This window comes from Nocardia sp. NPDC056100, from assembly GCF_042266325.1.
In the GTDB taxonomy this organism is placed as follows: domain Bacteria; phylum Actinomycetota; class Actinomycetes; order Mycobacteriales; family Mycobacteriaceae; genus Nocardia.
Map to the genome: position 1 here is coordinate 2297553 of NZ_JBHJVY010000001.1, position 10742 is coordinate 2308294.

Annotated in this window: 12 protein-coding genes; 5 read left to right on the forward strand and 7 right to left on the reverse strand. The window is 66.5% G+C overall.

The features are described from left to right. Positions 1-71: 71 nt before the first annotated feature. From ACFC0O_RS10680 to ACFC0O_RS10695, 4 genes are all read right to left on the reverse strand, one after another. The gene (locus ACFC0O_RS10680; protein WP_375955573.1) at positions 72-938 is read right to left on the reverse strand and encodes a DUF4436 family protein; all 867 of its coding nucleotides are present in this window, start codon (positions 936-938) and stop codon (positions 72-74) included. Continuing rightward, entirely contained in the window at positions 935-1705 is a 771-nt protein-coding gene (locus tag ACFC0O_RS10685) for a DUF3472 domain-containing protein (RefSeq protein ID WP_375955575.1), read from the reverse strand. Before ACFC0O_RS10685 ends, ACFC0O_RS10680 begins: the two co-directional genes overlap by 4 nt. A gap of 77 nt (positions 1706-1782) precedes the next feature. Further along, positions 1783-3279, reverse strand: a complete 1497-nt coding sequence (locus ACFC0O_RS10690) for a bifunctional phosphatase PAP2/diacylglycerol kinase family protein (RefSeq protein WP_375955576.1) — start codon at positions 3277-3279, stop codon at positions 1783-1785. Positions 3280-3368: 89 nt separating this feature from the next. Further along, complete coding sequence (locus ACFC0O_RS10695; protein WP_375955578.1) at positions 3369-4109, reverse strand: glutamine amidotransferase; 741 nt, start codon at positions 4107-4109, stop codon at positions 3369-3371. 124 nt (positions 4110-4233) lie between these two features. Between ACFC0O_RS10695 and ACFC0O_RS10700 the strand changes: the two genes are divergently transcribed. Further along, on the forward strand, positions 4234-4665 hold the full coding sequence (locus tag ACFC0O_RS10700) for a hypothetical protein (protein ID WP_375955579.1): 432 nt from the start codon (positions 4234-4236) through the stop codon (positions 4663-4665). Between the two features lie 9 nt (positions 4666-4674). Here ACFC0O_RS10700 and ACFC0O_RS10705 read toward each other — a convergent pair whose 3' ends face one another. Further along, positions 4675-5937: a hypothetical protein gene (locus ACFC0O_RS10705; protein WP_375955581.1), complete on the reverse strand. Its 1263-nt coding sequence runs from the start codon at positions 5935-5937 to the stop codon at positions 4675-4677. 210 nt (positions 5938-6147) lie between these two features. On the opposite strand from ACFC0O_RS10705, the gene ACFC0O_RS10710 reads away from it, so the two are divergent. Next, on the forward strand, positions 6148-7044 hold the full coding sequence (locus ACFC0O_RS10710) for an alpha/beta fold hydrolase (protein ID WP_375955583.1): 897 nt from the start codon (positions 6148-6150) through the stop codon (positions 7042-7044). An 8-nt stretch (positions 7045-7052) separates the two neighbouring features. On the opposite strand, the gene ACFC0O_RS10715 is transcribed toward ACFC0O_RS10710, so the two are convergent. Together ACFC0O_RS10715 and ACFC0O_RS10720 are read right to left on the reverse strand one after the other, a co-directional pair. Further along, entirely contained in the window at positions 7053-7727 is a 675-nt protein-coding gene (locus ACFC0O_RS10715) for an FMN reductase (protein ID WP_375955584.1), read from the reverse strand. A gap of 10 nt (positions 7728-7737) precedes the next feature. Continuing rightward, positions 7738-8871 (reverse strand): LLM class flavin-dependent oxidoreductase, encoded by a 1134-nt coding sequence (locus tag ACFC0O_RS10720; protein ID WP_375955586.1) that lies wholly within the window; start codon positions 8869-8871, stop codon positions 7738-7740. A 104-nt stretch (positions 8872-8975) separates the two neighbouring features. On the opposite strand from ACFC0O_RS10720, the gene ACFC0O_RS10725 reads away from it, so the two are divergent. From ACFC0O_RS10725 to ACFC0O_RS10735, 3 genes are all read left to right on the forward strand, one after another. Then, on the forward strand, positions 8976-9503 hold the full coding sequence (locus tag ACFC0O_RS10725) for a fluoride efflux transporter FluC (protein ID WP_375955588.1): 528 nt from the start codon (positions 8976-8978) through the stop codon (positions 9501-9503). Beyond that, positions 9500-9859, forward strand: a complete 360-nt coding sequence (gene crcB / locus ACFC0O_RS10730; RefSeq protein WP_375955590.1) for a fluoride efflux transporter CrcB — start codon at positions 9500-9502, stop codon at positions 9857-9859. Before ACFC0O_RS10725 ends, crcB begins: the two co-directional genes overlap by 4 nt. Before the next feature lie 237 nt (positions 9860-10096). Next, positions 10097-10720 (forward strand): GNAT family N-acetyltransferase, encoded by a 624-nt coding sequence (locus tag ACFC0O_RS10735; RefSeq protein ID WP_375955592.1) that lies wholly within the window; start codon positions 10097-10099, stop codon positions 10718-10720. The last annotated feature ends 22 nt before the right edge of the window (positions 10721-10742 follow it).

Genomic DNA, 10742 nt, shown 5'->3' on the forward strand with positions numbered 1-10742 from the left:
AGTCATCGACTAAAACGCCCCCAACAACGGTACGACCAGCGCCGCCAACTTTCACGAGAATCGGAACATGCTCAGCGGTCCGTTGCGCGCGCCTTCCGCATTTCCTGCCGGTACCCGACCAGCACCGTGCAGATCAGCGCCAGCGCCACCACCGTCTCGGCGATGAAGAACGAGCCGAAGTCGATGATGGAACCGATCGGCGGTGATCCGGGCACCGCGTTGCGCAGCGGCACCATGGCGAACAGCATGGCGGCCATCAGCGTATTGGCGGGCCAGATCAATCCGTGCCGCCCGGACAGCACATAGAACGCCGCGGTGGCCGCGGCCCACGCCAGCCCCAGCATGAGCACCATGACGAACACCGCGAACACGATCGAGGGCGTGGACCGGCGCACCGTCAGCACCGCGCCGACGGTGTCTGCCCCGTACGCGGTATCCGGCTTCGCGGTCACGCTGAAGGCCGCGTCCAGGCTGTACAGATCCAGCACCACCGGAACATCCTGTCCGGCACTGGTTCCCGCGAACGCCATGCGCGCGTCGTACTTGTCGAACGGATAGTCGGTGATCATGCCGCCGCCACCGATAGCGACCCGCAGTTCCGAACCGGAGTTGATATCACCCGCCCGATAGGTGATCGGTTCGGAGGTCAGCCCCGAGGTGTGCAGTACGGTGTCGGCGCGGAAGCGGCCGTCCGAATCGCCGAGCGCACCGCGCGCCATCGGCGTCATCTGCATCACGAGTTCCTGTGCGGCGGCGTCGATTCGAATGATCGCCACATCCAGATCGATGCGATCCGCGTGCTCCTCCGCACCGACGACGTGCACCGCGCTGCCGTGATTCTTCTGCACCGCGTACAGCCCGAGGCTGACCGCCAGCGCGGCCACCAGCAGCGCGGCCGCGATCAGCACCGGTACCGCGCCGCGCAGCCGCCCGTTCACAGCGGACCGTTCTCCTGGGTCGCGCCGGCGGGGCTCAGGGTTACGCGCTCCATTTGGGGGCAGCGTTTGCGGGTGTCGGTTCCGGTGTAGTGGCCGTTGCCCGCGCTCGTGGCGGGGATGCCGAACAGGAGTTTGGAGTATTTGGCTTGGGCGCAGGTGGTGGCCGGGTTGTTCCAGTCGAAATACTCTGTCCAGGAGACGAAGTCGGCGCCGGAGAGTTTGGCGTCGGTTTCGGTGTAGATGGTGCCGAGCACGGTGGTGGTGTTGGCGGTGGAGTTGACCACGGTGAAGGTCCAGCCGTGACTGCCCGCCTTGCTCACGGTGAGCAGATACTGATCACCCGGGCGGGGGCGCTCGTTCCAGCGGCAGGACATGCCGACGCCCTCACCGCCGAATTCGGTGCAGTAGGTGTTTTCCGAACCGGGTTTCGCCGATTTGGCGTTCCACAGCGAACCCAGGAACATGCCGCCGCCGGTGTCATGGGTTTGGAAGCCGAGGTATCCGCCGGTGTGCGCGGCGTCGTTCAGGCTGAACTGATTCGACCAGTAGGCGTTGTAGTTGCCGGGATCGGATACCAGGATCATCGGCATGCTGAACGAGGTCGGATCCGCGGGCGGCACCCAGTACGAGTAGGTGCCCGGGGTGGCCCCGGTATCCCGGTCCGCGGTCGGATCATCGGCGGCGGAAGTGGCGCAGGCGGATCCGGTCAGGAGAAGGGCGATGAAAGCCAGGCACAGGCCCGCGCCCGGTCGAGCTGAATGCTTCATCGAATTCCCCTCGCGAAGAGATCGGAACACGGCAACCAGCGGAAAAACCTGTGTTCCGAACTCTACAAGGGGAAGGGTCAGCCGCGGTGGTGCGGACGCGGACGATTCGCCCAGCGCGGATTGGATTCGTCGCGGCGATAGGCCGTCACCTGCCCGGCGATCGAGAAGTGCACGCGCACGGCCGCACCGAGCACCTCGCCGTCGGCCGCGACCGACTCCGGCTCATTGAGATGCACGGTCAACTCCGGCACCTGGCGTTCGCCGTACACCTTGCTGCGGCCGATCGCGGCCAGCGACAACGCCAGCACCGCCCGCGAACGGGAGAACCGGACATCGGCGCGCACCCAGCGCACATCGAGCAGCCCGGCGTCCAGCCGCGAGCGGAAGGCCGGGACCGCACCGTGCGGATGGTAGGGGCCATTGCCGATGAAGACGAACCAGACATCGTGCCAGCGATCCTCGAAACGAATCCGGATCGGCTCCGCGCGGCGCAGCATGATGATGAGCGCGACCGCGAAGGCGGGCCACTTACCCCAGCGCCCCTGCCATTTCTCGCGCAGCCGCACCAGATCCGGATACGCGCCCAGGCTCGCGGTATTGATCAGATGGTGGGTGCGCGAACCGGTGGCGGTCTCGAGTTCCACGCTCGCGATATCGACCGCGACGGCCTCGCCCGCACCGGTGGAATCCACCACCTCGAGCAGATCGTAGACGCCGAGATCGCGGGCGAAATGATTGAGCGTGCCGGCGGGGATGACCGCCAGCGGCAGATCGTGCCGGAGCGCGACCGTGGCGGCCGCGGCGATGGTGCCGTCACCACCGGCCGCCCCGACCCCGCGGACCTCACCGGTGTACTCCGCGAGCAGCGTCTCCAGATGCTCCACGACATCGCGCCCCGGCTCGGTGCGGTAGACGGTCGCGGCGGGCAGGGCGGCGACCACATCGTCGTACGGGTCGTAACCGGCCGCGCCGGAAACCGGATTCACCAGCAGTACAAGACCTTTGCCGTCGACCAGGGCCGGGGCCTCGCGCACCAGCCGCGCCTGCGCCTCATCCGAGACACGCACCGGCCACCAGCGCCGGGTCGCCAGCGCGACACCGGAACCCACTGCCGCGCCGACGAATACATCCGAGGGCCAGTGCACACCGGTGTGCACCCGCGAATACGCGACCGAGGCCGCCAGCGGGGCGACCACCAGCGCGGCACGCGGACTTTCCAGTGCGACCGCCGTCGCGAAGGCCGCCGCCGACGCACTGTGCCCGGACGGGAAGGACGAGGAGGTCGGGAAGCGCAGCAGCCGCCGAGCCGCGGGCAATGCCTCCGCGGCCGGGCGGCGGCGCGCGAACAGCGATTTGAGCACCACATTGACCGTGAAACTCGCACCCGCGACCGAGATGACCCCGCGCAGCGCCGCCCGCCGGGTCGAACCCTGCCGTGCGGCCAGCAGCACCGCGATACCCGCCCAGAGCACACCGCGATCCGCGGTCTGGGTCAGGCGCAGCATGCCGCGATCGACCGCCGTCACCGGAATCCGCCCCACCGCGCCGTTCACGGCCCGGTCGAAATTGCCCACCTGTCGAAACTTTCGCCCAAACCAAGCACTCACCCCATCGAACCTACCGGGTGGCAGGATGCGGCGAAGTGCTTGTGCCACGGGCGCACTCATCGATCACGGTAGTAGCGGTCGAGGAAGCGGCGCAGTATCTCCGCGGGTACGGGCACCGATTCACGATGGCCGAGGGCGGTCAGCAGATCGGCCTCCTCGGGATCGAAATAGCCTGCGTTGCGATAGATCTCGATGCGCAGCGCGAGTCCGTCGCCGTCGAGTTCGGGATGGAACTGGGTGGCGTACACGTGCTCGCCGACCCGCACCATCTGCACCGGGCAGCCCGCGGAGTCGGCCAGCAGCACCGCACCCGGCGGAGTCTCCTGACAGGCTTCCTTATGGCCGACGAAGGCCCGGAAGGAATGCGGCAGGCCCGCGAGCAGGCTGTCCCGCTCGGCTTCGGCCGTGAGCTCGATGGTGGTCGCCCCGGCGGTTTCGCCGTAGCGTTCATCGCTTACCCGTCCACCGAGCACATCGGCCAGAATACTCAGTCCGTAGCACGCGCCCAGGTAGGGAAAGTCCCGCGCCACGATCTCGGAGAGCAGTTTGCGCAGCTTGGGCTCGAATTTCCGTTGATAGTCGTACTTGCGCGCGTCGGGATTGCTGACATTGCTGGGACCGCCGCCGACGATGACCGCGCAGTAGTCGTCCAGCGCCAGATCCGGGAATTCGCGATCCATCTGCACCCGCACCAGATCGCCGGGCGACAGCTCGCCCATGCGCAGGATGGCGGCGTATTCGTCATCCGCCGCGGCGGTTTCCGGACGCAACTGCAGCAGTACGCAGGGCTTGGGCATGGATTCGATTATGGAATACCGAGCGCCCGGAAAACTGGGAAGTCCATTTAGCGATGATTACCCGGTCCGAGTTCCGGATCGCGCCCGCGCGGACCGGGTTTGCTGACAGGATGTGACCATGAAAATGAAACAGGTTGCAGTCGTCTCGGCAGCGGCGGCAGCGGCGCTCACCTTCGGCTCGGGAAGCGCCGGGGCGGCAACGGATCCCGCGCTCAGCCCCAACGCCGCCATGGCCAAGGCGTACATCGACGCACTGGTCTCACATGACGCGAGCGCGGTGCGCTTCACCCCGGACGCGACCCGCGTGGAGGCGGGACTGAAGACCGGGACCTCCGGACCGCAGCTGTCCAATGACCTCGAACACGGTGTGCAGTACTCGGTGATCCAGGGGGTGCGCGATATCAAGTTCTCCGAAGCCGGTGATGTGGTCACCGCGCGCTATCTGCTCGATTCCGGGGTCGCCGGAATCCGGCTCATGACGGTGGACATCGTGGAGACCTTCGCCATGACCGAGGGCGCGATCCACACCATCGTCGCCACCATCACCCCCGTCTAGCGCTCCCGCTCAGACCCCGAATATGGCCAGGTGCAGCAGACCGCCGAGCACACCCAGCGCGGCGCCGTGCACGAACAGCAGCCACTCGTCCTGACGAGTCGCCGAACGCAGCAGGTCCACGAAATCGCGGCGATCCAGGGCCCGCATCTGGGTCGCCACGAAATCGCGAATGCGCGCGGTCTGCGAGGACAGGAACGACGGATCGTCGAACGCGGTGTGCGCCAATTGCAGGATCTCCGGGGTGGCATCGGATTTGAGTCGGTCATAACCGGTGCGGCCCAAGGAGAATCGCAGCGCGGGCTTGGCCTGCCCCACCGCCTGATCGATGGACGCGCTCAGAATCGAGTCGAGCATGGCGGTGGTGCGGTCCGCGCGCGGACCGGCCAGCAATTCCCGCGCCAGATTCTGCGGCGTCATCACCTCGCCCGCGATGATCTCCGCGTAGCCGTCGGCGATCTCATTGCGGCGCTTGAGCATCAGGCCCTGCCGCCACGGCACCCACCACTTCGGATGCAGCGGTTCGTAGATCATGGTGATGCCGACCCAGTTCACGATGTAGCCGATCACCACACCGCCCAGCGGCAGCACCCACCAGTACGGGAAGAAATGCAGGATGGCGACCAGCACGAAACCCATGGGGAAGCCGAAGTAGAAGCCGAAATTCTGCATGAAGCGCAGTTCCGATGCGGCGATCTCGCGGAATATGCGATTGATCAGGCGCGGATTGGCGGTGAGATGCCGGATGGTCATCCACTTGGGGTCGATCAATTCCTCGATATGGTCGCCGATGCCATCGGTAATGGCGCGGGCGCTCGCCGGTAATTGTTCGGCGACCCGGCGGAACACCAGTTCACGCGCGGATTCGGGCAGGTTGAACCACAATTGCGGATTCCGCCGCTCCAGAATGCGCGCCACCATGGTCGGAACCTGCGGCCGGGTGAGCGTGACCAGTTGTTCGGCAATACTGTCCGGATCCAGCTCGCGATAGAAGTCGGACATGCCGCCGAGTTTGGAGAGCCCTTTGTCGACGGCGATGCTGGCCATTTTCTCCGCGCGCGAGGGCACGATGCCCTGCCATCCGACCTGACCGTCGGCGGACAGCAGCGGCAGCACTTGAATACGACGCGGCAGATAGGGGAACACCCAGCGCAAGCCGGGTAAGCGGAAACCGTGGAAGCGGATCGGCTCGAACAGCATCAGGATGCCGGTCCAGTTGGTGACATAGCCGATGACCCCGGTGAACAATGGAATGGAGATCAGATCGAGCCACACCCTCCCGAGAGTACGGCCTGGACGCCGTGCGTACGGGCGGTTTTCACCGCATCGGGCGCGGCCGGCGGGCGCGACCCGGCGGCTTGACTGGGAGGTTGCTGACAGCGTCGGCGCGCCTCGGGACAGCTCCGCGCGGCCCGCCCGTGGGCGGCGTCCGGGCTCCGCCCGCGGTAGGAGGCGGGACCTCGCACCGCCGGATATCGTGGCCGCATGGCTGAATTCGGCAGTGCCGCCGCATCCCTACCACCCGAGATCGACGGGGTACGGCGTTCATTCGTCACCGCGCGCGGCGTGAAATTCCACGTCACCGAGGCCGGACCGGCGGACGGCCGCGCGGTACTGCTGCTGCACGGCTGGCCCCAGCATCATTACGCGTACCGCGAGCTGCTCGCGAATCCGCCTGCGGGACTGCGCATCATCGTTCCCGATCTGCCCGGGTACGGCTGGTCCGGACCCGCACCGCATCGCTGGGCCAAGGATGAGGTGGCCTCGGATCTGTTCGCGCTGCTCGACGAAATGGGCATCGAGCGCGTCCTGCTCGGCGGCCACGACTGGGGCGCTTTCATCGGCTACCGGATGATCCTGAGCAACCCGGACCGCTTCTCCGGCTACCTGGCGATGAATATGGCGCACCCCTGGGTGCCCACTTCCGTTGTGGCACGCAATATCTGGCGCTTCCTGGCCTACCAGCCGCTGATCGCCGTCGCGGGCAAGCCGATCCAGCAGCGCACCGGCTTCCTGAATCGGCTCATCACCGCCGCCATCAGCGACCGCTCATCGGTCAGCCGCGAGGATATCCGCATCTTCTCCGACCGCTTCCGGGATCCGGTCTGCGCCAAGGCCGCCACCGACACCTACCGCACCTTCTGGCTGAAGGAGATCCCGCAGGCCGCCCGTAATCCGGAGCGCCGCCGCGGCACCATCCCCATTCGTGCGCTCTTCGGCGTGGACGACGTAGCCGTCCACCACTCCATGGCCGATCCGGCCACCGCCAAGGCCGATGACTACACGTTCGAAGCCGTCACCGACTGCGGCCATTTCGTCATCGACGAACGCCCGGAACTGGTTCGCGCCCGCCTGATCGAATTGGCCGACAGCACCAAATAGCGTTCGGCTCAGTGCTCTTTCGCCGGTACCGGTCCGCTGCCGGTGTGTCCGGCGAGCAGGCGACTGAAGGGGGTCACCGCGCCGAGCGAGTTGCCGGAATGGCGCTTACGGGGCTCGGGCTCCTGCAGGAAGCCGCCGACGGCCGCGGGTTCGGCTACCACCAGGGTCGCGAATTCGGTTGCGGCGCGGTGGATTCGATCGGCCAGTCCGGTGGAGCCGAAATCCTCCGTCGCGGCGAAGACGCCGGTCGGGACGATCACCGCGCGCAGGTAGGTGAACAGCGGCCGCATGGCGTAGTCCAGGACCAGGGAGTGCCGCGGGGTGCCCGCGGTGGCCGCGATCAGGACGGGCATGGCGTTGAGCGCGTCCGGATCGAGGATGTCGAAGAACATCTTGAACAGGCCGCTGTAGCTCGCCGCGAAGACGGGGGTCACCGCGATCAGGCCGTCCGCCTGGGAGATTCGTTCGCGGGCGGCCGCCACGGCGGGGGTGGGGATACCGCCGGTGGCCATGGTGGCGGCCAGTTCGGTGGCGAGTTCACGCAGTTCGATCACGTCGAGTTCGACGCTCTCGCCGCGCCCGCCGACCGCCGCCGAGACGGCGGCGGCGAGCTGATCGGCGAGCAGGCGGGTCGAGGAGGGCTGGGACAGTCCGGCGGTGAGTACCACGACCTTGCGGCTCATCTGTTGTGCCTCAATTCGATTCGGCCGCGGTGCGGTCACGGGCGGGTTCGACCAGGTGGTGCGGAGCGTCGGGACCGGCGGCGACCAGGCTGGCGTGGGTGGGCGGATCGCTGGGCACATGCTCGGGGCGGCGCAGCTCGAACTCCTTGCGCAGCACCGGAACCACCTCGCGGCCCAGGATCTCGATCTGCTCGAGCACCACGTCCAGGGGCAGACCGGCATGGTCCATCAGGAACAGCTGGCGCTGGTAATCGCCCGCGTAATCGGCGAAGCCGAGGGTGCGTTCGATGACCTGCTCCGGGGTGCCGACGGTCAGCGGGGTGAGCTCGGTGAAATCCTCCAGCGACGGTCCGTGCCCGTAGACGGGCGCGTTGTCGAAGTAGGGGCGGAACCGCTTCTTGGCCTCGGCCTCGGTCTCGGCCATGAACACCTGACCGCCGAGTCCCACGATGGCCTGATCCGCGCTGCCGTGTCCGTAGTGCTCGAAGCGCTGCCGGTACAGGCGCACGATCTGCTCGGTGTGCTCCTTGTTCCAGAAGATGTTGTTGTGGAAGAACCCGTCACCGTAGTACGCGGCCTGTTCGGCGATCTCGGGCGAGCGGATCGAACCGTGCCAGACGAACGGCGGGGTGCCGTCCAGCGGAGCCGGGGTCGAGGTGAAACCCTGTAGCGGCCCGCGGAATCGGCCTTCCCAGTCGATGCGCTGTTCGCGCCACAGCCGCCGCAGCAGGTGGTAGTTCTCCACGGCCAGCGGGATGCCGTCGCGAATGTCCTTGCCGAACCACGGGTATACGGGTCCGGTGTTGCCGCGTCCCATCATCAGGTCGACACGCCCGCCCGCGAGGTGCTGCAGCATGGCGAAATCCTCCGCGATCTTGACCGGGTCATTGGTCGTGATCAGCGTGGTCGCGGTCGACAGGATCAGGCGCTCGGTGCGGGCGGCGAGATAGCCCAGCATGGTGGTCGGCGAGGACGGCACGAACGGCGGATTGTGGTGCTCACCGGTGGCGAAGACGTCGAGTCCGACCTCTTCGGCCTTCTCGCCGATGGCGACCATCGCCTGAATCCGCTCCGCCTCGGTCGGGGTGCGGCCGTTGGTGGGGTCGGTGGTGACGTCCCCGACGGTGAAGATTCCGAACTGCACGAGTCCTCCTCGGATCGAAAGCCACTTTGTGGATATGGCAACCAAATGAACCGGCGGGTCTCACAGGTTATTCCGCTACCCTGATCGATCGTGCGGAGGACCCGATGAGCAGCACGAACAAGGACGGCACTGCCGTACCCGAGGCTACCGAACCGATCGGCGGTCCGGTCGATTCCGATATCGACGTGCACTCCCCCGCCCAGCGCCGCGAACTCACCGACCATCCGGCGACCGTACTCATGGTGATCGCGGCCGGCGGCGCGCTCGGCGCGCTGAGCCGCTACGGCCTCGCGCGGATCTGGCCGACCCCCGCGGGCGGGTTCCCCTGGGCCACCTTCGCCACCAATGTGCTCGGCTGTTTCCTGATCGGCGTGCTCATGGTGACCATCACCGAGATCCGCCCGGTACATCCGCTCACCCGGCCGTTCGTGGGCGTCGGCATTCTCGGCGGCTTCACCACCTTCTCCACCTATGCCAATGAGACGCGCGGGCTGCTGCAACCGGGCACGGTCCCACTCGCCTTCGCGTATCTGGCCGGGACACTGGTGTGCGCATTGCTCGCCACCCTCGCCGCGATCGCACTCACCCGCACCCTGCACGGCGCACTGCGCGAGAAAGAGGCCGCGCGATGACCGCCCTGCTCGTCGTACTCGGCGCGATGATCGGCGCACCGCTGCGCTATCTGACCGATCGCACGATTCAGTCCAAGCACGACAGCGTCTTCCCGTGGGGCACCTTCACGGTGAACCTGATCGGTTGCGCGGTGCTGGGCGGCCTGACCGGAGCCGCGGTCTCGAGTCCGGTGTACGCGTTGGCGGGCACCGGGTTCTGCGGTGCGCTCACCACCTACAGCACGTTCAGCTACGAAACCGTGCGACTGACCGAACAGCGGGCATACCTGTACGCCGCGATGAATATCGTCGTGAGCGTCATCGCGGGATTGGGCGCAACTCTGTTGAGCTACACCGCATTTCAAGCCGCATTGTGAGCCATTCCCAGTACTGGTGATACACGGCTGTCTGGGTCAATAGTGTTGCGCCCCAAGGGATTTGATTGGCGGCACTTTAGATTATGAACCTCCCACAGGCAATGGCCGGGTGAATTGTTTTATGCCACAACGCGAACGGGTGGCGAGTTAATCCCGGCCATGTAACCTACTGGTCAGTAGCCTTGTTCGGCTACCGCCCCGGCATGGGGCAAGCCGGGAACTATCGAGGGAAAAATCTTGGATCAGTCGGGTACACCGGTCATTCGCCGGGCTACCTCGCAGGACATCGAGGACATTGCGCGGATCATCTCCAGGGCCTTCGCGACCGATGATCCGATCGAGGAATACGTCTTCCCCGATGCGGCGGACCGGCATCGCAGATCACCGCGCATGCTGCGCATCATGATCAGGTACCGCTTCCTGCCCGCCGGGGGCGCGGCAGTGTCCACGGTTGACGGCAAGGTGGTGGGCGCACTGCTGTGGTACCCGGCCGGATACCGGAAATCACTGTGGCGCGAAGCGATTTCGGGGCCGCTGCTGCTGGCCGCCATGGGCGCGGGGACCGCCCGGGGCGTACACGTGGACAATGCCATCGCCGAGGTCAGGCCGGTCGAGGGACACCACTTCATGGTGTACCTGGGCGCGGATCCGACTGTGCAGCGCGCGGGCGTGGGCCGCTCGCTGGTCAATTGGCTGGACGCGCTCGCCGATGAGCGCAACGAGACCGTCGGCGGTATCTGCAAGGACGGCAATATGCCGTACTACGCCACTTTCGGCTATGGGTTGATTCGCCGGGTCCGGATCGGGAGTACCGGACCCGAGATGAATTTCGTTCTGCGACAGCCGGTTCCGGTGCCGTAGCGAGTTCCGCAGCCTTCTCGGG

Excerpts from the sequence above, each read along its gene's own strand:
- ACFC0O_RS10715 (WP_375955584.1), bottom strand. The coding sequence starts at position 7,727 with ATGAGCCGCAAGGTCGTGGTACTCACCGCCGGACTGTCCCAGCCCTCC.
- ACFC0O_RS10700 (WP_375955579.1), top strand. The coding sequence starts at position 4,234 with ATGAAACAGGTTGCAGTCGTCTCGGCAGCGGCGGCAGCGGCGCTCACC.
- ACFC0O_RS10695 (WP_375955578.1), bottom strand. The coding sequence starts at position 4,109 with ATGCCCAAGCCCTGCGTACTGCTGCAGTTGCGTCCGGAAACCGCCGCG.
- crcB (WP_375955590.1), top strand. The coding sequence starts at position 9,500 with ATGACCGCCCTGCTCGTCGTACTCGGCGCGATGATCGGCGCACCGCTG.
- ACFC0O_RS10725 (WP_375955588.1), top strand. The coding sequence starts at position 8,976 with ATGAGCAGCACGAACAAGGACGGCACTGCCGTACCCGAGGCTACCGAA.
- ACFC0O_RS10685 (WP_375955575.1), bottom strand. The coding sequence starts at position 1,705 with ATGAAGCATTCAGCTCGACCGGGCGCGGGCCTGTGCCTGGCTTTCATC.
- ACFC0O_RS10710 (WP_375955583.1), top strand. The coding sequence starts at position 6,148 with ATGGCTGAATTCGGCAGTGCCGCCGCATCCCTACCACCCGAGATCGAC.